The sequence below is a fragment of the Kitasatospora sp. NPDC094019 genome, assembly GCF_044764505.1.
Lineage (GTDB): Bacteria > Actinomycetota > Actinomycetes > Streptomycetales > Streptomycetaceae > Kitasatospora.
Window position 1 is genome coordinate 59,162 of sequence record NZ_JBIWIF010000019.1, and the last position, 25,395, is coordinate 84,556.

Sequence of the window (25,395 nt, forward strand, 5' to 3'; positions counted from 1 at the left end):
TGCCGCGCCGACCGGCACCTGACGGGCGGGCACGGCGGTGCGCGCGAGGACGGACGCTTCGACGGGGGGAGCCCCACATGCTGACACTGCGCCTGATCCGGCGCGAGGCGCGGATCGCCTGGCCGGTCTGCGCCGTGCTCGCGCTGCTCGCCGCCCTGCTCACGGCGGTCCCGCTGAGCTGGCCGCCGCAGTTCGACCGGATGGCGGCCGGCACGCTCGCCGACCGGGTCGCCCGCGCCCAGCTGGCCGCGCCGCTGCTCTCCGCGAGCACCACCACCGTCCCGCTGATCGGGCTGGAGCCCTCGCGCCCCGGCTCGCTCGACCAGGAGCTGGACGCGCTCGGCGAGCGGACGCGCACCGCGGCGGGGCCCGAGCTGACCTCCGCGCTCGGCAGGCCCCGGGCCCGCGTCACCACCCTCCGCCTGGCGGCGAGCGGCCCCGGGATGCCCACCCCCTACAACAGGGAGCCTGGGTTCAACCTGGTCCACGCCCAACCCGACGGCCCGGACGGGGCGGTCGAGTACCTCCAGGGCCGAGCGCCGCAGCAGCCCGCGGCCGACCTGGTGGCGCCGAACGGAGAGGCGGGCCCGATCGAGGTCGCGGTCTCCGAAGGGACCCGCGAGAAGATGGGACTGACGGTCGGCCGGCGGTTCGACCTCATGGGCGGCCGCGCCCCGGCGATCCTGGTCGGGGTCTTCCGGACCGACCGCGGCGCGGCCCGGCTCTGGCAGCAGTCACCGATGCTGGTCCTCCCGTGGACCGTGGTGCTGCCCGACGGCGGCCAGCAGTTGGAGAGCCAGGCGTTGACCAGCGCCGGCGGCATCGAGCTGATCGCGGGCCACGGCGGCGCGCTCAAGGTGAACTGGGAGCTGCCGGTGGCCACCGACCGTTCCGGGCCGGCCGCCACCCCGGCCGGCATCGCCGGACTGCGGTCCGCCCTGAGGACCCTGCACGGCGCCGGGCCGGAGCAGTTGTGCGGACCCCAGACCGGGGCGCGCTGCATGCTGGCCGGCCAGATGGTGCCCTCGGTCAACCCCGCCGACCGGCTCGGCCCCGAGCTGGACGCCTTCGCCGCCCAGCGTCAGCGCACCGAGCAACTGCAGAGCTTCGCGCTCTCCGGACTCCTCGCCATGGTGGTGGCCACCGCCGTCGCCACCGCCCGGCTCGGGACCCGCCGCCGGGCCGGCGCGTTCGCGCTCCAGGTCTCCCGCGGCGCGGGGCTGCCCGGTATCGCGGGGCGGCTGCTGGTGGAGGCTTCGGTGGCGGTCGGCGCCGGGGTCGCGGTGGGCTGGGCGGCCGGCCGCGCGCTCGCGCCGCAGGGCGTCGCCCTCGGCTCGCCGGTGCCCGTGCTGGTCGCCGCCCTGCTGGTCTGGTGCGCGCCGGCCGCGGTGCTGCTCGCCTCCGCCGGACGGACCCGGCCGGTGCCGCGCTCGCGCCGGATCGTTCTGGAGGTACTGCTGCTGATCCTGACCGTCGGCGGCCTGGTCGCGCTGCGGACCCGCGGCGCCTGGACGGGCACCGGGATCGACCCCCAACTCGCCCTCTCGCCGGTCCTCCTGGCGCTGCTCACGGTGGGGGTCCTGCTCCGGCTGCTGCCCGCGCTGGTGCGCCGGGCGAGCCGCGCGGCGCGGCGCTCGCGCGGCCTGGTACCGCTGGTGGCGATGGCCGGGGCCAGGACGCAGAGCGGCGCGGCGGCCCTCTCGCTGCTGGTCCTGGTCCTGTCCCTGGGCTGCGGCGTCTACGGGGGGATGATCCCGCGCACCCTCGCGGACGGCCAGGAGCAGATCGCCTCCTGGCGCACCGGCGGGGCGCCGATGGCTCTGGTCGGGCCGAAGGACCGGCTGGCCGATGACCTGCCACCGGTTCCCGGCGTGGAGCACCGGGTGGCCGTCACCGGCGCGAGCGGGGAGATCGTCGCACTGGACGACGGCGCCACCTTCCCGGGCACCCGGTTCGTCGGGCTGGACGCCGCCGCCCTGGCCGCGGCCGACCCGTCCTCCCCGGTGGCCCGCGCCCTGCTGGCCGCCGACGGGGCGGACGCGGCCGTCGGGCGGACCGGCGCCGACGGTGACGTCCCCGTACTCACCGCGCTGGCCGACCCCGGGCTCGCCGCCCGCCTCCCCGACGGCACCTTCGAGCTGAACGCGCTGGGGGCGAGCCGGCGTCTGGTCCACGTGGTCGGCGCCCTGCCCGAGGAGGCGCTGCGCGACCCGGTCCTCGGGCCGGTGCTGGGCAGCGGGGCGAGGACCGGGGCCCTGCTGGTGTTCACCGGCCCGTCCGCGGAGCGCCTGCCCCCGCAGCGGACGAACCCCTCCGCCCTCCTGCTCTACCCGGCCGCCGGGGCGCCTCCCCTGGACCCGGCCGCGATGCGGATCGCCGCCGGCGCGCTGCTGGCTCCCGCCGAACTGCCCGGGGCTCAGGTCGAACTCCGCGACCGGGCCGGGGAACTCGCCGCGCTGCGGTCGGACGGGCTGGGGCACTCGGCCCGGCTCGCCTTCCGGATCACCACCGCGCTGGGCCTGCTGCTCGCGCTCGGCACGTTCGCGCTGGACCTGCTGCTGGGCGCCGGCGAGCGGGCCCGGACGACGTCGTACCTGCGGACCCTGGGAGTCGGCGGCCGCGCGGTACTCGGCCTGCAGTTGCTCCAGCTGCTGCCGCTGGCGCTGGCGGCGGCGGTCGGCGGCACCGCGCTCGGCCTGATGCTGCCCGCCGCGCTCGGCTCCGGCCTGCGGCTGGGGGCGATCACCGGCGGGCCGTTCGAGCCCGCCGTGCACATCGACTGGACGATCACCGCGGGGCTCGGCGTCGCGCTGGTGGTGCTGATGGCGGCGGCCGCCGTCCTGGAGGCGGCGATCAGCCGTCGGCGCGGACTGGGCGCCGTGCTACGAGTGGGGGAGGCGTTGTGACCGACCGACCGAACGGACAACCCGGGGCCGGGGCCGGGGCCGTGGCTGTGGCCGGGGGACCCGCATCCGGCACCGGCAGGCCGGGGCCGGGCACCGACCGGCCCATGGTGGCGTGCGAGAGCCTGGTGCGGATCTACCGCACCGGCACCCGTGCCCGCGACGGGGTGGAGGTGCAGGCCCTGCAGGGGCTCGACCTGACCGTGCGCGAGGGCGAGCTGACCGCTCTGGTCGGCGCCTCGGGCTCCGGCAAGTCCACCCTGCTCGGCATCCTGGCCGGCCTGGACACCCCGAGCGCGGGCACCGTCGAGGTGGCCGGCACCGACCTGGGCGGACTCAAGCGCCGCGAGCGGATCGCCTACCGGCGCCGGACCGTCGGGGTGATCCAGCAGCAGACCGCGCGCAACCTGCTGCCCTACCTCACGGCGCGCGAGAACGTTCAGCTGCCGATGGGCTACGCCGGAGTGCCGCGCCGTCGGCGCGCCGCGCGGGCGATGGAGCTGCTCGACCTGATGGGCATCGCCCCGGCCGCGGACCGCACCCCGGCCTCGCTCTCCGGCGGGGAGCAGCAACGGGTGGCGATCGCGGTCGCCCTGGCGAACGAGCCCCGGCTGCTGCTCGCCGACGAGCCCACCGGCGAGCTGGACACGGCCACCTCGGAGGAGATCTTCGGTGCCCTGCGCACCGCCAACACCGAGCTGGGCACCACCGTGCTGATCGTCACCCACGACGCCCTGGTGGCCGACCAGGTCCGCCGCACGGTGCGGATCCGCGACGGGCGCACCTCCACCGAGGTGCTCCGCCACGCGGCCGACACCGGTGCGGACGGCGGGCTCGGCGCCCAGGAGTACACCGTGCTGGACCGGGTCGGCCGGCTCCAGCTGCCGCGCGAGTTCACCGACGCGCTGGGCCTGGCCCACCGCGTGCGGCTGGTCCTGGAGCGCGACCACGTGTCCGTGTGGCCCGACCTCGGCCGCCCACCGGACGGTGCCGGTGCTGGGGTCGACGACGCGCGCGGAGCGGACGGGGACGGTACGACCGGGGGAGGGGACTCCGGGAGCTGAGGCGTCGGTGCGGCCGGCCGCCGCGGCGCAGCGCCGCACCGGCGCACATCGGCTCCCCTCGCGTCAGCCGGAGGCGGACGCCGGCACCGGCTCCGCCGCATCCGCACCGCGCCGCACGACCGGCACCAGCAGCAGACCGGTGACCGCCAGCAACGCCGCCCCGGCCAGGAACGGGGACCGCAGGCCGAAGCCGTGCGCCAGCACCCCGGCCAGGGCCGCGCCGACCGCCGTGCCGCTGTTCGCCAGCATCTGGTGCGCCATGCCGACCCGGCCCATCAGTCCCTCCGGCACCAGCCCCTGCCTGACGGACACCGCGACGATGCCGTACGCCATGCTGAGCGCGCCCCAGAGGAACGTACAGATCCCTACCAGCAGCAGGGACTTGAACCGACCGGCACCGGCCAGTGCGGCAGCAGCGCCGATCGGCCCGGCGATCAGTACCCACCCGCTGCCCAGCCGCGCCGCCGACCGCGACGCGGCCAGCGAGCCGAGCACCCCGCCGACGGCGAAGACGGCGACCAGCGCGCCGTAGCCCTCCGCCCCCAGGTGCAGCACGTTGCGGGTGTACAGCACCAGGACGGAGATCACGCCCCCGGCCACCAGGTTCGTCGCGCAGGCCGCCAGGCACAGGGCCCGCAGCACCCGGTGCCGCCAAAGCCGGCGCACGCCCTCGCCCGCCTCCGCGCAGAGGTGCCGCACCGCGGAGCCGCGCCGCTCGGTCACCCGCTCCGCCCGCGGCACTCCGCCGAGGCCGTCCCGGATCCCGAGTACCAGCAGCGCGGCCGCCGCGAACGAGATCGCGTCCAGGACGAACGGTGCCGACACGGCGGCGGCGAACAGCACAGTGCCGAGCGGAGCGCCGAGCAATGGCTCGGCGACCAGCGCGCCCGCCTGGAGCCGGCCGTTCGCCCGGGCCCGGTGCCCCGGTGCGACCACGGACGGCACGGCGCCGACCCAGCCGGCGTTGTAGAACGTCTGGCCGCAGCCGAGCAGGAAGCCGACCACGGCGAGCAGCGGCACCGACACCGCGCCCACGGCCATGGCGAGCACCAGACCGCCGACCAGCACCGCGCGCAGCATGTCCACCAGGAAGAGCAGGCGGCGGCGGTCCATGCGGTCGGCGAGCGCCCCGGCGGGCAGGCTCAGCAACAGCCAGGGCAGGTGCTCGGCCGTGGCGACGAGGGTCACGTCGCGCGGGTCCCCGGTGATCCCGGCGGCGAGCAGCGGAAGCGCGACGAACCGCATGCCGTCACCGAACGCGGAGACGGTGACGGAGACACAGAGCAGATGGAACCGGCGACCCAGTGACGAACCGGGCTCTCCCCCGATGGAAAACATGAACCAGACTCTGATTCGTATCTGACGAGCTGTCAAGATAGGCTGTCGTCCTCAGTGAAGGAGCCCCATGTCCGATCCCGGTCCGCCGCCCACGTCCGCCGAGGCCACGGTGCTGCCCGGCGCGCTGCGCACACCGCAGCAGCAGCGCAGCCGGGAGAAGGTGTCCCGGATCCTCGCGGCGACCGCCCGGCTCCTGGAGGAGCGGCCCTACGACGAGGTGGGGACGAAACTGATCGCCGCCGAGGCCGGAGTCTCGGTCGGCGTGCTCTACCGCTTCTTCCCGGACAAGCACGCGATCGTGACGGCGCTCACCGTCGACTGGCTGGACCGGATCGTGCGGATCGCCGACCGAACGCTGGCCGGGCCGCTGCCCGCCGACCCCCGCGAACTGATCGGCCGGCTGGTGTCCGAGCACTCCCGCTTCCGCGCCGAGCAGCCCGGCTTCCGTCGGCTCTGGTACGACGGCCCGCCGCTGCCCGCCCTGCGCGAGTACGACCGGGCGAGCGACCAGGCCGTCGCGGACCTGATCCGGGCGGCCCTGGTCCGCGACTACGGCTACGCCGACACCCCGGCCTTCGCCCTGCGCACCCGGCTCGCCGTACACACGGCCGCCGACCTGCTGAACGCGGCCTTCCGGGACCACCCCGACGGTGCCCCGGAGATCCTCGCCGAGATCGAACTCCTGCTGAACCGCTGGCTCCTGGCCCTCCCGGACACCGAGTGACGGTGAGGAACCGCTGGAGCTGACCGCCGCATCCCGGGTCTACGACGGGGGCCCGCCCGTCCGGTCGCGCGCGGTACGGCTGCGCGCGACCGGACGGTCGGTGGTGGTTCGGGTGGTGCGGGGGCGGCTACCAGAGGCCCGCCGGGGTCTCCCAGCCGGGCAGGTTGCCGGTGAAGGTGCCGTCGGGGCGGCCGGGGACGACGGCGAGGCTGAAGCGGGTGTCGCCGTAGTCGTACATGAACGTCAGGTCGGCGCGGTTGTCGCCGTCGTACTTGCCTCCGGTGAGGGTGAGGGCGTTCCAGTCCCAGGCGCCGGCCGGGATGTCCCAGCCGCCGGTGAAGCCGTTGACGGTGCCGTCGGGGCGGGTGGTGAAGGTGAAGAAGCGGACGCGGCCGTCGGGGTAGCTGTAGACCGCGCCGATGTCGGCGTAGCCGTCGCCGTTGAAGTCGCCGGTGGCGTACTTCGCGCGCTCGGGCCACCAGTCGTTCGGGGCGCCGCTCCAGGCGACGGACGCGCCGTTGAACCCGCCGTCCGGGCGGGCGCGGAAGGTCCACAGCCGGGCGTTGCCGTTGCCGTAGTTGTACATGGCGCCGATGTCGGTGCGGCCGTCCTTGTCGAAGTCGCCGGCCAGCAGGGTGGACGCCGCCGCGCACCAGTTGCCCGCGCCGGAGCGGTAGCTCGCGAGCTCGGTGGAGAGACTGCCGGTGGCCTGGCCGTAGAGGGTGAACAGGCCGGAGTCGCAGTTGCCGTAGTCGTACAGGAAGGCGATGTCGTCGCGGTGGTCGTCGTTGAAGTCCCCGGTGATTGGTTTGATCGCGTTCCAGCTCCAGTTGCCGGGCGGCACGTCGCGGGCCAACTGCTCGTCGAAGGACCCGTCCGGCCTGGCGATCCAGGTGAAGATCTTCACCCGGCCGTCCCCGTAACCGTAGACGGCGGCCAGGTCGTCGCGTCCGTCGCCGTTGAAGTCGCCCGCCAGGTACTTGGCGTTGCCGTAGCACCACCAGTCCTTGGGCCAGCTCTTGCGCTCGACCGGGTTCGCGGGCCTGCCGTCGGGGCCGGTGGTGAACGTCCAGATGCCCATGGCGCAGGTGCCGTAGTCGACGAAGGTCGCGACGTCGTCGCGTCCGTCACCGTTGAAGTCGCCCGCCACATTGGTGCGGGCCATCGGGCGTTCGTCCCCGCCGCGGTAGTCGGTCGAGCCGCCGGCGACGCCGTTCCAGCGGATGTAGCCGCCGGTGAAGCTGGAGCGGCGCCCGGCGGCGACGGTGAACTCGTCGCTGGTCGGGAAGCCCAGGTAGCTGTTCTCCCAGCCGAGTTGGGACCACTTGGCGCGGATGTCGCCGTGCACCTCGTGCGCGCCGGTGTCCTGGCTCCAGTAGATCGACAGGTACGGTTCGGTGCCGCCGGAGGGCAGGACGAAGTGGTTGTAGCGCCCGGGCTTGACCGGGGTGGGTGTCTCGTCCGTCGTGGGGAACCCGACGACGTTGTGCCCGCCGAGGGCGAGGTAGCGCTGGTAGATGGCGCCGTGCATCTCGTGGGTGCCCGCCGAGCCGGTGAACGTGATCGCGCCGGGCGTCGCCCCGGGAGCGCCGGCGAAGGTGGAGATCCACGAGGTGTTCAGGCCGCCGATGTTGAGCTCGTCGGTGGCGGGGTATCCCAGGTAGCTCTGTTCCCAGCCCAGTTCGGCCCACTTGGCGCGGATGTTGCCGTTGACGAAGTGGGCGCCGGTGTCGGGCGACCAGTAGACGGAACCGGCCGAGGCGCCGCCCTCGGCCTCGCCCGACCGGAAGTGCACGTAGCGGCCGATCCCGTCGGGGGTGACGGTGGTGCCGGTCACCGGGTTGCGCAGCGGCCCGGTCGGTCCGCCGAGGGCGAGGTACTTGTCGAGGATCGGTCCGCAGACGCTCAGGCCGGAGAAGGTCCGGCAGTCGGTCCACAGGCTGACGCCGTCGGCGAGCGGCACGGCGGGGCCGAATCCGCCGCCGGTGCCGGTGCCGGTGCCGGGGTACAGGGTCATGTGCTTGTCGGCGCCGCGGGCCCACAGGTCCGGCTTGCCGTCGCCGGTGAGGTCGCCGCCGCTGCCCAGCAGCGGCTGGGCGGCCGTCCGGAAGGTGCCGCCGACGGCGGTGCCGGGGCCGAGCGCCAGGGCGCTGCCCGCGGTGGTGAGCGAGTACTGCGTGAGCGCTCCGGTGGTCCCGTTGCGCCCCCAGACCTCCGGCCGGCCGTCGCCGGTCAGGTCACCGGGCGAGCTGAGGGTGGTGTCGGTCCACCCGGAGCCGAGCAGGACCGGGCTCCGGCCCGCGGCGTCCAGCGTGCCCGAGCCGTCGCCCTGGTAGAGCCACAGCTCCCCGCCGGACAGCACGAGCAGGTCCGGGTAGCCGGAGCCGAGGCCGGTGTCGTCCCCGGTGGCGTTGTCGATGGCGAGCAGGTCCGTGGCGGCCGCGATCCGGGCGCGGGCGGCGTCGTCGCGGACGGGCATCCGCTGGTAGCCGGAGCACTCCTTGTCCACGCAGACGCGTCCGTCGCCGAGGCCGGGGTGCAGGTACATCTCCACCGTGCCCGTGGTCGGGTCGGTGCGGCGCACCAGGGCGTCGGCGTAGCCGTCGCTGTTCCAGTCGCCGCGGCTGGTGACGAGGTTGCCCTTCCAGGCGGTGGCGTTGTTGGGGAGGGTGTCGGTGTACTGGGAGGCGCGGGAGGGTGTGCCGAGGCCGGTGCCGGTGCCCGGGTAGAACAGGAGCCGGCCGTCGGGGTCGGTGGTGAGGACGTCCACCTTTCCGTCGCCGTCGAGGTCGCCCGGCGCGTCGACCGCGCCGCTGCCCCTGGCCCAGAAGTCGTAGGTCGCGACGTCCGAGTAGTTGCCCGCCCGGTCCTTGCTGCGGACGGACAGGGTGTGCGGTCCCGGGTTCGGGATCCGGAGGCTGATGCCGCGGTCGCAGCCCGCGCACGGGGCGTCGACCGCCCGGTGGTCGGGGTCCCATTCCGTCCAGTACTCGTACCGGGCGACGTCGTTCACGCCGTTGGCGGTGAAGGAGAACGGCCCGGTGCCGCGTGCGGGCCCGGTCGTCGCCGGGTCGGGGCCGTAGGCGGTGGAGGTCACCACCGGCGGTTTGGAGGGCCTGGAGCGGTCGATGGTGAAGCGGCATGCCGGGGACCACCCGGACCACGCCGCGTCGTCGTACGCCACCACGTCCCAGGTGTACTCGCCGGTGGGCAGGTCCTGGGTCCGCACGTCGAGTGTTCCGACGTTCCCGGCGGAGACCGCGACCATTCCGGCGTCCCGTGCCGGGCCGCCGGTCGGGTAGAGCCGGAAGTACAGCTTGACGGTGCCGCCGTCGCGGTCCTGGCCGCGGGCGCGCAGCCGGACCGCCGGGGCGTCGCCGAGGACGACGGAGCCGTCGCAGCTGGTCCCGGGGTCCGTGGACAGCCAGTCCGGCGTCTCCGGCGGGTAGTTCGCCTCGGTGGAGAGGATGGCGCTGGCGGCCTGGAACTTCGTCCACGAGTAGGCGGTGCTCTCGTCGTTCGCGCGCAGGCCGAGCGACCAGTTGTACCAGTGGTTCCCGGCGGCGAGCCGGGCCGGGCCGGTGGTGTCCCACTCCACGTCACCGCCCGGGCAGTTGGCGCCGCCGCCCGCGCCGGTCTTCGCGGTGGAGACCGGATAGCCCCACCAGCCGGCCGAGTTGTTCCAGTTGGTCGACGGGCTGATCTTGGGGGTGTCGTAGAGCGTGATCGGTTTCGCGGTGCAGGACCAGCTGTGGGTGGCCCGCAGCCGGAACGTCGATCCGATGATGTTGGCATCCCACAGGTTCGTGGTGTCCAGTTCGAAGAACGAGCGGGCGGTGCCGTTGGTGTCGGTCTCGTGGCCGACCCGGGCGACGGACGTCCAGCTGTTGCCGTCGCCCTCGTTGAAGCCCGCGCCGTTCCAGTACCCGGTGTTGGGTGTGGGCTTGTAGGCGGTCGTCCAGTTCTGGAGCCGGCCGGGGAAGGTCGGGTCGATCACGACCGGGAACACCGTGTCCGGTGCGGTGAGCAACGACTGCTCGGGGGTGATGGTGAGCTCGGTGTCGTCGCCCGCGCCGGAGACCGTGGCCGTCATCGGGTGGGTCTCCCGGGGCGCGTCCGAGGGCGCGGCACCCGGCTCGGCTGCGGATCCGGCCTCCGGCGCGCCGTCCGGTACGGCCTCCGGTGCGCTGTCCGGAACGGCCTCCGGTGCGGCCGGGTGCTTCGCCCCGGCGTTCGCCCCGTTTTCCGCCCCGGAGTCCCACATCAGCGGTCGGGACCCGGTGAAGAACTCCTTGCCGGCGGAGTCGGCGGCCCGCAGCGTGCCGTCGGCCTCGGTGCGCACGGTGACGCCGGTGCCCCTGGTGGTGAACGTCAGCTGCGCGAGCTTCGGGTTCCGGGCCGCCTGCGGGGTCCTGACGACCAGGACCTCGGAGAACTCCTCGGCGTGCGCGGTGACGACCAGGTCGACGTCGGGGAGCACGTTCGCGTACGTCGCCACCGGGCCCGCGAGGGTCGGCACCGGGAGCGGGACGTCCCAGGAGAACGCCAGGCCGCGCCCGGCCCGGTTCAACTCGGCGAGCGCCTGTCCGGGTCTGCCGCCCGAGAAGCTCATCCCGAGCGGTGTGGCAACGGGCCGGACGCTTCCGTCGGGGGCGAAGCGGAGCGTCGGGTCGATCGCGGCCCACTTGCCGTCGACCTTCACCCGCTGCGGTTGGAAAGCCTGTTCGACGGTGAAGGTGCCCGAGGGGTTCGCGAACACCTGGGTGTACTCGGTCCGGGCCGAACCGACCTCGATCCGGTGGCCGGCGCGCCGGGCCTCCGCCGAAGCCTCGGCGCGGGTGGCCCTCACCTCCGGGCTGTTCGGGACACCGGCAACGGTCGCCGCAGGCGCGGGTGCGACCGGTGCCGGCGCGGCGGCGGCCGTCGGTGAGTGGACGGGAACGGCTGTCACCACGGCGGCTGCGACGGCCAGGGCGACCGGCCTCCACCGGTGCCGCATTCGCTCCTTGCGCGGGGTACGGGCGGTCAAGGCGACCTCCAGGGTCCGGGCCATGAGCGCCCCGGTCCCCGCGCGCGACTGCGTGAAGAGCCTTGGGCGCTGCGGGAGTTCGGAGACTAGCGCGCACCGGCCCGGGACCGTGGTGTGACGAGGGTCACATGTCGGGAGCGGTCGGACGGCCTCCGGATCCGGCATCGGTCGGCGGGCGGGCCGGATGCACCCTTCGCCCCCGATTCGTCCGCACGTAAGTGCTGCATAACGCGCCGTTCGTGCCGCTCCGGGTGTCATGTCACAGACATCAACAAAACGGTGCCTCGCGACGTGATGCGGGTCACATCCTCGCTTGGTCCGCCCAACACCCCTTCGGTGACGCCCGATTGACGCAGCGCCGCACCCGGCGAGAATTGACGGTGCATTGCTGATCTTCGAGTGCTCCGTTCGCACGGTCCCACAGCGATGTGTCATGCGGGGGCGGGGCATGACCGGGACGGGGGAATCGCCGTGGCATTCACGTTCAGGGACGACCGCACTCCAATGCCGTTACCCCGCAGGGGAAGAGGCCCCCTGCGACTGGTGACCGCGTCCGGGCTGGCCGGGCTGCTGCTCACGGGGCTGCTCGGTCCGACCGCGGCGTTCGCCGCGAAGTCGTCACCGCCTGGCGCGGTCGGCCCCGCCGCGGCTCCGGCCCGGGTGCGGCCGGTCGTGCCGAAGCCCTTGCCGGTCGACACCGAGACCGTGACACCACCGCCCGCCGTCGCCTGGCCCCAGGAGGCGGAGGCCACGGTCGACCTCACGGGCGGCCCCACCGGCCCGGGCGGCTTCGCGGCGGCCGGCCGACTGCCCGTGCAACTCTCGCTCGACGCCGGGCCGGGCGCACCCGACAGCACCACCGAACGGCGGACGACCCCCTCGGCGCGGGTGAAGGTGCTGGACGCGGGGAAGGCCCGCGCCGCCGGCGTCAACGGACTGCTCCTCACCGTGGACACGGGCGCGCTCGGCGGTAGCCCGCTCTCGGTGCGGATCGACTACCGGTCGATCGCCGGTGCGGGCGGCGCGGGCTGGGGTTCCCGGCTGCGACTGGTGCGGCTCCCCGCCTGCGTGCTGACCACCCCCGAGGTCCCCGCCTGCCAGGTCCGCACCGACCTCGCCTCGGTCAACGACGCCGGGGCCACGACCGTCACCGCGCACCTGCCCGGCACCCGAACCGAAACGCAGCCCGAAACGCAGACCGACGCGCGCACCGACGCGCCCGCGACCCGGTCCCCCGAAGCGGCCCCGTCCGAAACGCAGCCCCTCCGAGCCGCCGCGCCGACGGTTCTGGCGGCGGAGCCGCAGGCCGCGGGCGCGAGCGGCGACTTCAAGGCCACCGGCCTCGCCCCCTCGGGCGCGTGGACCGGCGGCAGTTCGGCGGGCGGGTTCGCCTGGACGTACCCCGTCCCCACACCCGAGGTGTTCGGCGGCCCGCGACCCGACCTCGCGCTGTCCTACTCCTCACAGGCCCTCGACGGCCGCACCTCGGTCAGCAACAACCAGTCCAACTGGGTCGGCGACGGCTGGTCGTTCGCCGAGAACTTCGTCGAACGCCGCTACCGCACCTGCTCCGACGACATGGGCGGCACCGCCACCAACACCACCAGGAGCGGCGACCTCTGCTGGTACACCGACAACGCCACCCTCTCCCTCAACGGCACCACCGCCGAACTCGTCCGCGCCGCCGACGGCAACTGGCACCCCGTCAACGACACCGCCGCGAAGGTGGAGAGGCTCACCGGCGCCGTGAACGGCGACAACGACGGCGAGTACTGGAAGGTCACCGACGCCAAGGGCGTGCAGTACTTCTTCGGCCTCAACCGACTGCCCGGCTGGAGCGCCGGCAAGGACGAGACCAACTCGGCCTGGACCGTTCCCGTCTTCGGCAACAACCCCGGCGAGGACTGCAACAAACCCGGCAACCACGCCGCCTCCTGGTGCCAGCAGGGCTGGCGGTGGAACCTCGACCACGTCATCGACCCGCGCGGCAACGCCATGACCGTCTACTACGCCAAGGAGACCAACAACTACGGCCGCAACGGCAACCTCACCACCGGCGCCTCCACCGCCACCTCCTACGTCCGCGGCGGCCACCCGCTGCGCATGGAGTACGGCCTGCGCGCCGACGCCGTCTACGCCACCCCCGCCGCCCGGGTCGACTTCACCGTCTCCGAACGCTGCGTACCCGACACCGCGGCCAGGATCACCTGCGCCCCGGGGGAGTTGAAGACCGACCCCGACCCGTCCAGGGACACCACCCGCTGGTGGCCCGACGTCCCCTTCGACCTCGACTGCGCCGACGGCAAGGAGTGCAAGGGCCAGTTCTCGCCCTCCTTCTGGACCCGCAAGCGCCTCACCGGCATCACCACCAAGGTCCTGGTGGGCGGCGGCTACAAGGACGTCGACACCTGGACCCTCACCCAGACCTTCCCGCCCACCGGGGACACCGCCAAGGAGTTCCCGCTCTGGCTGGAGGCCATCACCCGCACCGGCACCGCCGGCACCGGCGGCCCGATCACCCTCCCCCCGGTCTCCTTCAACGGCATCCAGCTCGCCAACCGCGTCGACGGCACCGGCGACGGCGCACCCCCCTTCCTGCGCCGCCGCGTCAACAGCATCACCACCGAGACCGGCGCCACCGTCGCCGCCGTCTACTCCGGGAAGGACTGCACCACCAGCGACCTCCCGGCGCCCGAGACGAACAACCGCCGCTGCTACCCGGTGTTCTGGCAGAAACCCTCCGACACCAGGCCGACCCTCGACTGGTTCCACAAGTACGTGGTCACCCAGGTCCGCGAGGAGGACAACACCGGCGGCTCCCCGGCGAAGGTCACCGACTACGCCTACCTCGGCGGACCCGCCTGGGCGAAGTCCACCGACGAACTCACCAAACCCGAACACCGCACCTGGTCCGAGTACCGCGGCTACGCCACCGTCCAGACCCGCACCGGCGCCGGCAACGACCGACGCACCCTCGCCGAGACCCTCTACCTGCGCGGCATCCCCGGCGCCAAGGTCGCCGACTCCGAGGGCAACACCGTCGACGACGACACCGCCTTCCAGGGCATGGCCCGCGAGACCCGCAGCTACCTCGGTGACGGCGGCCCCCTCGTCAGCGCCACCACCAACACCCCCTGGCAGTCCGACCCCACCGCCACCCGCACCCGACCCGGCCTCCCCGACCTCGTCGCCCGCTACTCCGGCACCGCCCGCACCGCCACCCGCGTCCTCGTCGACGGCGGCACCTGGCGCCGCAACGCGACCACCACGACCTACGGCGCCTACGGGATGGTCACCGCGGTCGACGACGCCGGCGACCTCGCCGTCCCCACCGACGACCGCTGCACCCGCACCGAGTACGCCCGCAACACCGCGGCCAACCTGCTCGACCTCCCCTCCCGCGTCGAAACCGTCGCCACCGGGTGCGCCAACACCCCGGTCCGGCCGCGCGACGTGGTCGCCGACAACCGCAGCGCCTACGACGGCGGCACCCCGGGCACGGCACCCACCCGAGGGCTCCTCACCGCGACCGAGCAGATCAAGGGCGACGGATCCGGCTACGCCCCGGTCACGACCGTCGGATACGACCTCTACGGCCGCGCGACGTCCATGGCCAACGCCGCCGGCTCCACCACCAGCACCGTCTACACACCCGCGCAGGGCGAAGCCGCGGCGAGCAGCGTGGTCACCAACCCCCTCGGCCACACCGTCACCAGCGAGTTCGACCCGCGCCGCGGCCTCACCACCGCGACCGTGGATCCCAACGGCAAGCGCACCGACCGGGTCTACGACGCCCTGGGCCGCCTGGTCAGGGGATGGGCCGCGGGCTGGAGCAAGGCCGAGCACCAGTCCTACCCCAGCGTCCAGTACACCTACGACATCACCCGCACCGGCCCGGCGGTGATCACCTCGAAGAGCCTCCTGCCGAACGGGGCCTACCGGACCGGCCACACGGTCTACGACTCACTGCTCCGGGAGCGCCAGACCCAGGAACCCACCCCCGGGGGCCGGCTGATCACGGAGAAGTTCTACGACACGCACGGCTGGACACCGATCGAGTTCAAGCCGTACTTCACGACCGGTGCGCCGGAACCGAAACTCGTCTCCGGCGACCCGTACGGGGTGGTGGACCAGCAGGTCACCGAGTACGACGGGGTGGGCCGCCCGACCGCGGTCGTCTCCAAGTACCTCAACCAGGAGAAGAGCCGCACCACCACCCTCTACGGCGGCGACCGCACCACGGTCCTGCCCCCGGACGGCGGCACCGCCACGACGAAGCTGACGGACGTCCGCGGCAACACCACGGAACTGCGGGAGTACACCGACCCCGCCCGGACGGCCTGGGCGGCGACCGCCTACGAGTACGGCGACCGCGGCCTGCTCACCAAGGTGACCGCCCCCGGCGGCAGCGTGTGGACGTACGCCTACGACGTCCGGGGACGGAAGACCACGACCGTCGACCCCGACAAGGGCGCGCTGACCCTCACCTACGACGCCCTCGACCGCCCGGTCACCGCGACCGACGCGCGCGGTGACACCCTGACCACCGAGTACGACCCTCTGGGGCGGACCACCGCCGTCCGCAACGACGGCGTCCTGCGGTCCAGTTGGGTGTTCGACACCGTCGCCAAGGGACTGCCGACCTCGTCCACCAGCTTCGACAACGGCCAGGCGTACACCACCGCGGTCACCGGGTACGACGACCGCGGGCAACCGACCGGCCGCACGGTCACCGTCCCCGCGGCCGAACAGAAACTGGCCGGCACCTACAGCTGGAAGTACTCCTACAACCAGCAGACCGGCAAGCTCGAAGGCACCGACCTCCCGGCCGCCGGCGGCTTCGGCGCGGAGACCGTCGGGCACACCTACGACAACCTCCTCGGCCTGCCGCTGACCACCGCCGGCCTGGTGCCGTACGTGCAGAACACGACGTACGACAACTACGGCCGGATCAACGGCATCGACTCCTCGATCACCGGGAAGCGCGTCTACCAGCGCCTGGGCCACGACCTGCACACCGGTCGGCTGACCGACGTCAGCGTCAAGCGCGACACCGCTCCGGTCGACCTCACCGACACCCACTACACCTACGATGCCGCGGGCAACGTCACCGCGATCGGCGAACAGCAGAAGGCCGGCGCGGGCGCCGCGCAGACCGACACCCAGTGCTTCGCCTACGACGCCCTGCGCCGCACGACGGAGGCGTGGACGGCGACCGACCAGTGCGCCGCGCCGCCGACGACCACCGGCCCGGCCGCGAACGTCGGCGGCCCGGACGCGTACTGGACCAGCTACGCGTACGACGCCGCCGGCAACCGCAGTACCGAGACCCGGCACGGACCGGCGGGCGCCGCCGCCACCGTGCGCAGCTACAGCAACACCGGCCACCGCACCACCGGGGTGAGCGAGACCGGCCCCGGCGGTACCAGGACCGAGACCTACGCCTACGACACCACGGGCAACCTCCGGCGCCGGGCGGCCACCGGATCGGGCGGTGCGTTCGACCAGACGCTCACCTGGAACGACCAGGGGCACCTGACCGCGAACGGCCCCACGGGCGGCAGCGGCGGCTCGACCTACGTGTACGACGCCGACGGCAACCGCCTGCTCCGCAAGGACGCCGGCCTGGTCACCCTCTACCTGGGCGAGACCGAGCTGACCTGGGACAAGGTGTCGGTCAAGGTCCTCGGGACCCGCAGCTACAGCCACGACGGCGTCGTGGTCGCCGTCCGCACCGCCACCGCGACCGGCGGCACCGTCGTCACCTTCCAGACCGCGGACCAGCACGGCACGGCGACGACGAGCATCGACGGCGCGGGCCAGCAGGTCACCCGGCGCAAGCAGACACCGTTCGGGGCGCCCCGCGGCGCCCAGCCCCCGCAGGGCGCAGCCGCCGGCAACTGGCCCGACGACAAGGGCTTCCTCGGCAAACCGCAGGACGGCACCGGGCTCACCCACATCGGGGCCCGCGAGTACGATCCGGCGCTCGGCCGCTTCATCAGCGTCGACCCCGTCATGGACCTGAGCGACCCCCAGCAGATGAACGGCTACGCCTACGCGAACAACGCCCCGGCGAGCGCGTCCGACCCGACGGGCCTGATGGCGGGCGGTGGGTTCATTCCGGGGATCGGGGGGATCGGGGGGATCGCGCTGGCCATCGGCCTGCTGATGATCGACCAGGACTACGCGGAGGTCAAGAAGCTCTTCACCGAGCCCCAGCAGTCCGGCCACACGAAGATCCCGGCCAAGGGCCCGATCCGTCCGGGCAACGGCATCATCGTCGTGCGCTTCTTCATCGCGGCCAAGAGCCCGGCCCCTTTCATGGAGGGGGACGGCAGGGGGTTCAGCACCGACGGAGACGCCCCTTACCGCATCGTGCTGGCATGGGACACCGACACCGGCGAGGTGGTCATGGACGCGGCCCCGACCCACTCGACCGCGGTGGGGGCTCCCAGCAGCGGTCCGGTCATCGTTCAGAAGGAGTGGGCGGCGCACCCGCGGGGCGACGGCAACGACCTGACGGACGTGACACCGACCTCGACCGGCGACGGCTTCAAAGCCACCATCAAGGGGCTGATCGGCTCCATCGCGAACAAGCCGGTTCTCAAGTGGGCGTCGATCGACTACAGGGTCGAGCTGAGCGTACCGAAGAACAATTGCGGCTTCGACGAAGGCATCTCCGTGAAAATCAAGGGCGACGACTTCCCGCACGTGGAGGCCATCCAGTACCGGGCGAGCCAGCCACCCCGGACGATCGGGACCGACAAGGCATCCGGTCTCGGCGTCATAGCTACCCAGGGGTGGACGAAGTGGATCCCCGGGGTCGACGGACGTGACCTCAAGTGGAAGGTCCCGAACGACTCCTGGTCGACCCCGCACCGTCCGGGACCCTGAGCCCCGACAGTCCGTCGTTGCGGGGGCGTGCCCGACGCGGCACGCCCCCGCAACTCGCGTCCTGACCAACGCGTTCGGGGACCCCGGTCCTGATCCACCACAATCACCAGCGCGGCCTTCGCGTCAAGTCCTCGATCTCGGTTTCGAGTTCAGGATCACGCGAGGGCCGCTCCGCTGTCCTGGGAGCACTCGCACGGGTGACTGCCAGGTTGGCTTCAGCGGGGCCGTGCCGGGCCTTCTACTGCATGAGCTCGTCGACGGCCCGCCACTCGACGTAGAGCAGGAAGCGCAGGTGGTTGTACGCCTTGTGCAGATCGCCCGGCTTGTCCAAGAACGTGCTTTTGCCCACCGAGGCTTTGAACGTCTTGCCGCTCTGGCCCGGCAGGTCGATCAGCCCGGCTGCGTCGAGCCGACTGAGCCCGGTGTCGGCGGCGAGCATCTTGGCGCCGACGATCGCGTTCATCTCGCCGTTGGCGGGATCACGCGACGGCGGTCCACTGATCATCGGCGTACGCGTCGGCTGCTTCTTGAGGGCATCGATGCAGGCGCCGCGTCCCGCGGCGAGCACGAGATTCCAGGAGATCCTGAAAACCGTGGTCTTCTTCGTCGCCAGGTTGGCGTTGGTGATGAGCGTGACCTCGGGGACGTTCAGCTTCGTCATCTGACGCAGCCGGGCCTCGGCCGCGCTGCGCAGCGCGATCAGGTGGACGGCGAGGTCGCACAGTTCCGGAGTGACCGCCCCGAACGCGGTGCGCACGTGGAAGGTCTGGTGTACATCCGGGGCCGGACACCACGTCCAGTTCGGCGTCACACGCTCGACGACCGCGTCAACGACCGCGTCCAGCAGGCATGCTTCCTTGACCAGAGTGCTGACGATGTTGCCGGTGACGTGCGCCCGAACGGCCGCCAGCGCCGGGGCCGCCATCGTCGCCCGTGCCGTTCTACTGCTGGTCCACTGCCCGTCGACCTTGTACTCGCGGTGAGTGGCGGGTCCGCCCGGGTGGGTGAAGTCGACGTGGTTCACCGCATCGTGCAGGAACTCGGCTCCGGAGATCCCTTCCTTCTTCCCCGGAACCACTCGCCAGACTCCCGCTGTTGGTGCTACTGGCATGGCCACGGACGGTCCCCCCAACCTGCGTGCGTTCGCACGCTCAGGCGAATCGTCCCGTCACAGCCTCCACCGGTCAACAATCCGGGCGCGCCGCCGCACGAGCAGCCTGCCGCACTGACAGCCGCGTCCAGGGTGAGGGAAGCACTGTCCCGCCGTCCCCTCCCGCGGAGCGTAGGGCGGCCGGTCCGCGAAAGAGCGGCTACCCTGCCGTGACGATTCCGCGCGGGCCCTGACCGGCATCCTCGACCACGTCCTGGCCCCGGCGGCACTCCCTTCCCGATCCACGGCTGCGGTTCGCTCAAGCTGTGGCTGCTGCCGCCACTTCTGCGCCTCATCGCGCCGGGTGACCGTCTCCACCGCTGCGGGGTTCGGTGTCGTCGGCAGGACCCGTCCGGCCAGCCATCCGTTCGCCTGGATGGGCTGCCTCAACCGCGCCCGGCACCGCCGTCGTCGTCACCACCATCCGCTCCCGGCGGGTTCGCAGTGGTGGTGTGGGCCGTTCGGGGGAACGAGTCGTCGCGGGTTGCGGTTTCGTGGTCAGGAGTCGGTTCCGGGGCGGTAGGTGTGTACACGGATGCCTCGGGTCCGCAGCGGCCCACCGGAGTGTCCGGACATGTCCTGGCGGGCCGCCGGTCCCAGCGGCTCCCCGAATCGGAGGGAACTCCCGTGCGCCGACTTCTCACCTCACTGGCCGTTGTCGCGGCCACCGCCCTCACCCCTGCCCTGGCGCTTGCCGCGCCCGCGCACGCCACCACCCGCACCGTCGCGGAGTGCGTCGGACGGGCCGTGCTCGCGGGCGTCAACACCCAGGTCGCCAAGGACGCCTGCGCAGCCGCCAAGGAAGACGTCGCTCTGTGTGTCGACGAGTTCGACGACGAGGACACGGCCAGGACCTTCGACCACTATTCGGCGTGCGAGGAAGCCGCCAAACCCTGAGATCACGGACCGGGGTTGTCATCCGTTCCGGCCTCGGCCGCGTGCTGCGCCACGTCGTTCCGCGCGATGGCGCGGCCGATGCGCACCGGGCGGGTCGGGAACGGACGCAGCGGGTTCGCCTGCTCGTCGGGTCCGTCGTCGTCCCCTGCGGCGGCCGGTTCCCGCAGGGGACGCGGGCCGCCGCCCTCCGGGTGGGAGCGATGGAAGGTCCTCGATCCCCAGCCGCACGTGCTGCCGTGGCGGGCGCAGGGCTGCAGGCGGCCGGGTCGCGCCCGGCCGCCCGCAGCCATCGGACTCTGCCATCGGACACGGCCGTTGTTTCGCGCGGTGTGCGAGGATTCGCAGCCGTTGACGGTCCGACCGGTGCCGTTGGGGCGTTCGGTCAGAGGCGGCGCAGCAGGTGGCTGTAGCCGCGGCAGTCGGTGGACGCGGTCGTCGAGGAGGAGGTGAAGCCCGCCGGTATCGTGCAGGCCCACAGGCCGGTGGCCGGCGTGCGCAGGTGGTAGTTGCCGCCGTAGGCGCTGCACCCGCTCAGTACCGGGGTGGTGGAGATGCGGTCGTAGGTCCAGACGCCCGCCTTGGGCGGAGCGCACACCCACGCGCCGTCGACGGGGGCGAGCAGCCTGGTGGCGCTGCCCTTGGAGGCGCCCAGCTGGCACGGTCCGTAGGGCTTGCCCCCGAGGGACGAGTCGAGCGCGTCGTACGTCCAGGCGTCCGGGACGGCGCAGCTCCACCGCCCGGTGGCGGGTGTCAGCAGGCGGAACGTCACGCCGCTGCCACCGCAGCCCGAGGCGATGGCGTCGTGCACGTAGCCGGCGGGCACGGTGCAGGACCAGGTGCCGTCGAGACCTGTGGTGTTCGCCGACGCCGGCCCGGTCGTCCACGGGCCGAGAGCCGCAAGTGCGGCGAGTACGGTCAGGACCAGAGCTCGGATCGTTCTCATCGGACACTCCTCCGTTCGGTGCGGGCGGCCGACACACGACTCCGGATCCGGCCGGTCCGAGTCTGCGGCCCGACCACGGGCCCGGGGAATACGTCCTTCCCGGTCGGTACGGAGGCCCCGAGTAGACGGTCTGGTACGGCACTTCGTCCTCGACGCGGGTCACCCCCGTTCTCTGCCGGGCCGGGAACGGTGTCGGCCGCCCCGCGACATGCTCGCCAACCCCGCACCGAACCGCACTGCCGACGTACCGGCGCCGTCCCACTGCGCCTTGGGCCCACCTTGGCCGGACCCCTGACCGCGACCGGCGCTGTCGGGGCCGGGCCGGGTTCCTGCTTCAGGGCGTGCCGGGGGTGTCCGGCCGGTCTGCGGGGCGCTTGTAGTAGCGCCAGGGGAAGGAGCCGGAACCCACCTCTGTCCACCCGTCCGCGTGCACCCGGCGGCGCTGGCCGACGAAGGCGCGTCGGTGCTCCCAGGTCCGGTCGGAGGCTTCCACGACGAGGAACAGGGTTCCGTAGTCGACGAGGTGCCAGCCGTCCCGCCCGGCGGTGTCGAGTTCGGCCATCTCGTTGAAGGCGGTGACGGGCGTGATGGTCCGGCGTGCCGGTGCGTCGTCGGCGGCGGCGGTCCCGTCCGCCCCGTCCTCGGCGGAGTCCGCCGTCACGGCCGGGGCCTTGACGGCGAACCGCTGCTGGGCGGCCTGCCGACTCACGCCGAGGACGCCTCCGACGCTGTCCCAGCTGTGGCCCGCGGCCCTGGCCCCCTGGATGGCCTCGCGCAGGAGGCGGCTGGACTCCTCGGCGCCGACGCGGGCCGCGGCCACCAGGCGCAGGAAGCTCTCCGGGTCGCGCTCCAGGGATTCGGCGAGTCCCTCGGGGGTGCGGAGCACGGCGGCCGCGATCTCCTCGCGGATGGCGGTGATCTCCTGCTGGCTGAGGAGTTCGGCGTTGCTCATCGCTGGTCGTCCCGAGCGCGGCCGGCGGGGTCCAAGGGCTCCAGGGCGTCGAGCAGTTCGTCGTCCCGCCGGCGTCGCGCCGCGTTCTCCCGGGCATCCTGAGCGCCCAGGCCGTTCAGGGGAACGCCGGGCGTGGACTGTGGCCGTTGCGCGGCGAGCAGGGCCCCCATCGCGGCGATGAGCACGACGTCCGCGGCGATGAGCGCGGTGGTGGCGCCCGCCCCGAGGTCGTCGGCGAGCGTCAGGGCGACGGCGACCAGGCTGGTCGCGAGAGCGAGGAGCCCCAGCACGGGGGCGAAGGCGGGGGAGGTGGCACTGGCGGGGGAGGCCGCGGCGGGGATGTCCTGAGAGGCGTTCACAACGTCAAGGATTCCTTGACGTGATCTTCCTGTCAAGGAAATCTTGACGCCGACGTCGGCCCGGGCGGCACCCGGCAAGTGGGCGCTCGTTCTGCCGATCTTGATGTGTCCGACGAGTTCGACCTGGACGTGCGGATCGCCGTGAATGCGGACATCCACTCGTTCGAGGGATCCTTCAGCAACTGGCTGTCCTGCAAGGAGACCTGCAGCATCTCGCGCTGTTATCGCGGGGCGTCCACGTCCTGCGGCGCCCGCTGATTCGGTTCGAAGGAGCGGCCCGCCACATCGGCGGGCCGCGCCCTCCTGGGAAAGGCAGACATGGCCACCGAACGCGTACTCGTCATATCTCCGCGCAACAGCGGAACGCACCTGATTCAGGAACTCATGGTGCAACTGGGCTTCCGGGTCTACGGAGAGCCGGTACCGCCGGCCGAGGGCCGCCCCGCCTTCAGCATCACCGAGCGGCAGGAGATGGCGGAGCGGTACCTCGATCCCGACGAGCTGGCGGGCCTGGACCACCGGCGGGACCGGGCGGGGTTCCTCGGCAGGACCGACCAGCTGTGGCACCAGCTCGCGTGGGCCTGGCAGGTGAGGCTGGCCGTGGCGCCGCTGGCGCACGTGGAGGCTGTCGCCCCGGGCTCGGTGCTGAACCTCAGGTTCAAGCCCGAAATCCGGACGTCGCCGTTCTCCGAGACGCCCGCCGGGATGAGCTGGATCTTCCATTCCATGGACGTCTGGCGCGCGGACAACACCTTCCTCGCGGAGTGGCTGAACTCCGGTAGTCCCAAGGTGATCCTGAACTACCGGGACCCGCCTGACGCGCTGCTGTCGCTCGTCAACTTCTTCTCCCGGAGCAACGGTCTCGACTTCGTGAGATATCCGGGGTCCGCGATATTCGGCCCCACGATGGAGTCGATCGACTCCCTCACCGAGAAGCCCGGTCCACGTCACCTCGGCCGTGGCGGTCTCCCCGCTCAATGGTGGTGCGGTCGCTCGGTGCGGGTTCGGCTCTCCGGGGCGGGGTGGGCCCGAGCCGCGAGTGGCCCGCGGGTTCCGGTCCCGGGGCGGTTACGGCGGGTCCTCCTGCTCCTTGCTAGCGTGCGTCACCATGATGCGCGTCTGGATCCTTCCGTTGCTGTTGATGTTCTGCGGCTCGACCGTCGCGATCGGGCTGGTCCGCTCCGGGAACCCCGCCATGGCCGTGGCACTCCTGGCGGTGTTCCTCCCGCTCGCCGTCGTGAACTCGCCTCTGATCTTCCCGGGGTCGGTCGGTGCGGAGGAGGCACAGCGGCGCAGCGCGGTCGACGGCCGGCCGGTCGTGTTCTGGCGGCCGGGCTGCAAGTACTGCATCCGGTTGCGGATCGGGCTGGGCCGCGGCGCCCGTCGGCTGCACTGGGTCGACATCTGGCGCGACCCGGCGGCGGCCGCGGCCGTGAGAGCGGCCAACGACGGCAACGAGACCGTACCGACCGTTGTCGTGGCAGGTCGGCCGTACACCAATCCTGACGTCGAATGGGTGCGTGGACAGCTCTCCTGATCCGCGGCACAAGTGGTGCCCGCTCCAGCAGCGCCGGTCGTGCACCGGCGGAGGAGCTGTGCCGTTCCACTCCGGCGGAGGCGCCACGGCTGGTGCCCCGGGTGGAGGGACGGTGTGTCAGGCGCGTGCGGCGGCCTCGATCAGGCGTGGCGCGAGGCGGGGCGAGCGGACGAGGGAGGTCCGGCCGCGGGTGCGCCGGGCCTGGCGGGCGAGTGCGAGGACGTCGGGGCAGAGGGGCCCGGCGGAGGATCGCAGGTCGCATGGATCCGGTGCAGTCCAGTTGCTCCGAATCCTTTGCCGAGAGGTTCCCCGCCGATGGCTGTGCCCACGCCTCGACCCCGCACCTGGGACGGACGAGGCAGGAGATCGCGCCCTGACGGTGGGCCAGGCTACGGACCTTCGACTCGCCGAGGCCGACGAGCCCACCGTCGAGGCAGGCCGCGTACACGTACCTCGCCCGCTGCGGCTGCAGCCGGGCATCCACCGCTCCTGGGACGAAGTCCCGTAGGGTCGTCCTGCCGCTGTCGGCGTTGTGGCCGACCCGTCAGGGGGCCCGGAGCCTCGGCGCGATCGTCATTTCGGAGCCGGCCACCAGCGCGTCGCCGTCACCGATCCGGAGGAGCCAGTGGTCGTACTCGCCTTCCTGGGGATCGTGCCGGAAGATCGGGAAGGTCTCCAGCCTGAGCCCGGCGAAGTCGAACCGGGTCTCCAGCGCGGGCGGCCGGATCAGAACCTCGGTGAGCCGCCTGCCTTCGAGTCGGGCGAGCGCCTGATCGATGTCCTGATCCGGGTCCTCCGATCCGACGATCACCTGGTCCGCGGTTTCCAGCCGCCATGCGGCCATCATGATCCACAGGTGGTAGTGGCCGTGCACGTTGCCACGGCCGTCGGCTGGCAACGGATGGCCGAACTCGATCGAGACGTAGCTGCCGATGCCGCGACGGACGTTCCACGCCCGCTGTCCCAACAGCGGGTCGATCCTCCGCCGGGCCCCGGCGAGGTCGATGGCGCTCATTCGACCACTGCCCATCGTGGACCCGGCCCGACCTGCAGCAGTCGTCCGGACGGCAGGCGAAATGTCCAGTCCGGCAGGGCGGACGTGTCTCGGTGATGCACGGAGTAGATCGTCAGTACCTCGTCCTCGAAGCGGATCCGGGTGTCCCGGCCGGGCAGTCGCACGTCCACCGAGCTGATCACCCGGTCGACCAGCGTCGAGAGGTCCACGGCGAGCCGCCCGGTGTCGTCGCCCGCGGCCGCGAGTACGGCTTCCCGGCCGTCCAGGCGCCAAGCCTCCGAGTGGATCCACAGCCATCCGAGCCGGTCCCGCGCCGACAGCTGCAGGCCGAATCGGCCCTCGCCGTGGGGCTGAACCTGCACCGCTCTCACGGCGCAGCCGCTCAGTCGCCCCACCAGTTCCCGCAGTTCGTCAATGCCCGCAGCGTCCTCCACGGTCCAGAGTATGCCGACCGGCGGGCCGCCGGGACACCGGAATTCGACCTGTGCGGCAGGCCGACCTCCAGGCGGACCGACCTGCCTTCGACGACAGGCGATTCGCCTTCGTGGTCGGGCCGGCAGGTGCGGTGGGTGAGCCCGGCGGATTGCCGA

15 protein-coding genes are annotated in these 25,395 nt (G+C 72.7%); 7 read left to right on the forward strand and 8 right to left on the reverse strand.

Annotated features, from left to right (window positions below; translation table 11 throughout):
- The first annotated feature begins 77 nt into the window (after positions 1–77).
- Positions 78–2,906, forward strand: coding sequence for a hypothetical protein (locus ACIQ9P_RS32005; RefSeq protein ID WP_402364044.1), 2,829 nt, complete (start codon positions 78–80; stop codon positions 2,904–2,906).
- Between the two features lie 104 nt (positions 2,907–3,010).
- Positions 3,011–3,967 carry an ABC transporter ATP-binding protein gene (locus tag ACIQ9P_RS32010; protein WP_402364047.1) on the forward strand — a complete coding sequence of 319 codons (957 nt, stop codon included), beginning with the start codon at positions 3,011–3,013 and terminating at the stop codon, positions 3,965–3,967.
- A 63-nt stretch (positions 3,968–4,030) separates the two neighbouring features.
- On the opposite strand, the gene ACIQ9P_RS32015 is transcribed toward ACIQ9P_RS32010, so the two are convergent.
- Positions 4,031–5,305, reverse strand: a complete 1,275-nt coding sequence (locus ACIQ9P_RS32015; protein ID WP_402364050.1) for an MFS transporter — start codon at positions 5,303–5,305, stop codon at positions 4,031–4,033.
- A gap of 67 nt (positions 5,306–5,372) precedes the next feature.
- On the opposite strand from ACIQ9P_RS32015, the gene ACIQ9P_RS32020 reads away from it, so the two are divergent.
- The gene (locus tag ACIQ9P_RS32020) at positions 5,373–6,029 is read left to right on the forward strand and encodes a TetR/AcrR family transcriptional regulator (protein ID WP_402364053.1); all 657 of its coding nucleotides are present in this window, start codon (positions 5,373–5,375) and stop codon (positions 6,027–6,029) included.
- Positions 6,030–6,156: 127 nt separating this feature from the next.
- Here the strand turns inward: ACIQ9P_RS32020 and ACIQ9P_RS32025 are convergent, their stop codons facing one another.
- A complete protein-coding gene (locus ACIQ9P_RS32025) occupies positions 6,157–10,878 on the reverse strand; it encodes an FG-GAP-like repeat-containing protein (RefSeq protein ID WP_402364056.1) in 4,722 nt (1,573 codons plus the stop codon).
- A 723-nt stretch (positions 10,879–11,601) separates the two neighbouring features.
- On the opposite strand from ACIQ9P_RS32025, the gene ACIQ9P_RS32030 reads away from it, so the two are divergent.
- Positions 11,602–17,952 (forward strand): RHS repeat-associated core domain-containing protein, encoded by a 6,351-nt coding sequence (locus ACIQ9P_RS32030; protein WP_402364059.1) that lies wholly within the window; start codon positions 11,602–11,604, stop codon positions 17,950–17,952.
- A gap of 238 nt (positions 17,953–18,190) precedes the next feature.
- On the opposite strand, the gene ACIQ9P_RS32035 is transcribed toward ACIQ9P_RS32030, so the two are convergent.
- Positions 18,191–19,030, reverse strand: a complete 840-nt coding sequence (locus tag ACIQ9P_RS32035; RefSeq protein ID WP_402364062.1) for a hypothetical protein — start codon at positions 19,028–19,030, stop codon at positions 18,191–18,193.
- A 699-nt stretch (positions 19,031–19,729) separates the two neighbouring features.
- Here ACIQ9P_RS32035 and ACIQ9P_RS32040 point away from each other — a divergent pair.
- A complete protein-coding gene (locus tag ACIQ9P_RS32040; protein ID WP_402364065.1) occupies positions 19,730–19,999 on the forward strand; it encodes a hypothetical protein in 270 nt (89 codons plus the stop codon).
- Between the two features lie 382 nt (positions 20,000–20,381).
- Here ACIQ9P_RS32040 and ACIQ9P_RS32045 read toward each other — a convergent pair whose 3' ends face one another.
- The 3 genes from ACIQ9P_RS32045 to ACIQ9P_RS32055 all read right to left on the reverse strand — a co-directional run bounded on the left by ACIQ9P_RS32045 (position 20,382) and on the right by ACIQ9P_RS32055 (position 22,253).
- Entirely contained in the window at positions 20,382–20,942 is a 561-nt protein-coding gene (locus tag ACIQ9P_RS32045) for a hypothetical protein (RefSeq protein WP_402364068.1), read from the reverse strand.
- A gap of 334 nt (positions 20,943–21,276) precedes the next feature.
- Positions 21,277–21,894 (reverse strand): hypothetical protein, encoded by a 618-nt coding sequence (locus tag ACIQ9P_RS32050; protein ID WP_402364071.1) that lies wholly within the window; start codon positions 21,892–21,894, stop codon positions 21,277–21,279.
- Entirely contained in the window at positions 21,891–22,253 is a 363-nt protein-coding gene (locus ACIQ9P_RS32055) for a hypothetical protein (protein ID WP_402364073.1), read from the reverse strand. Before ACIQ9P_RS32055 ends, ACIQ9P_RS32050 begins: the two co-directional genes overlap by 4 nt.
- 105 nt (positions 22,254–22,358) lie before the next feature.
- Between ACIQ9P_RS32055 and ACIQ9P_RS32060 the strand changes: the two genes are divergently transcribed.
- Positions 22,359–22,511: a hypothetical protein gene (locus ACIQ9P_RS32060; RefSeq protein WP_402364076.1), complete on the forward strand. Its 153-nt coding sequence runs from the start codon at positions 22,359–22,361 to the stop codon at positions 22,509–22,511.
- Positions 22,512–23,361: 850 nt separating this feature from the next.
- Positions 23,362–23,790 carry a glutaredoxin domain-containing protein gene (locus ACIQ9P_RS32065; RefSeq protein WP_402364079.1) on the forward strand — a complete coding sequence of 143 codons (429 nt, stop codon included), beginning with the start codon at positions 23,362–23,364 and terminating at the stop codon, positions 23,788–23,790.
- 544 nt (positions 23,791–24,334) lie between these two features.
- On the opposite strand, the gene ACIQ9P_RS32070 is transcribed toward ACIQ9P_RS32065, so the two are convergent.
- Together ACIQ9P_RS32070 and ACIQ9P_RS32075 are read right to left on the reverse strand one after the other, a co-directional pair.
- Entirely contained in the window at positions 24,335–24,805 is a 471-nt protein-coding gene (locus ACIQ9P_RS32070) for a hypothetical protein (RefSeq protein ID WP_402364082.1), read from the reverse strand.
- Positions 24,802–25,239 (reverse strand): hypothetical protein, encoded by a 438-nt coding sequence (locus ACIQ9P_RS32075; protein ID WP_402364085.1) that lies wholly within the window; start codon positions 25,237–25,239, stop codon positions 24,802–24,804. Before ACIQ9P_RS32075 ends, ACIQ9P_RS32070 begins: the two co-directional genes overlap by 4 nt.
- Positions 25,240–25,395: the final 156 nt, after the last annotated feature.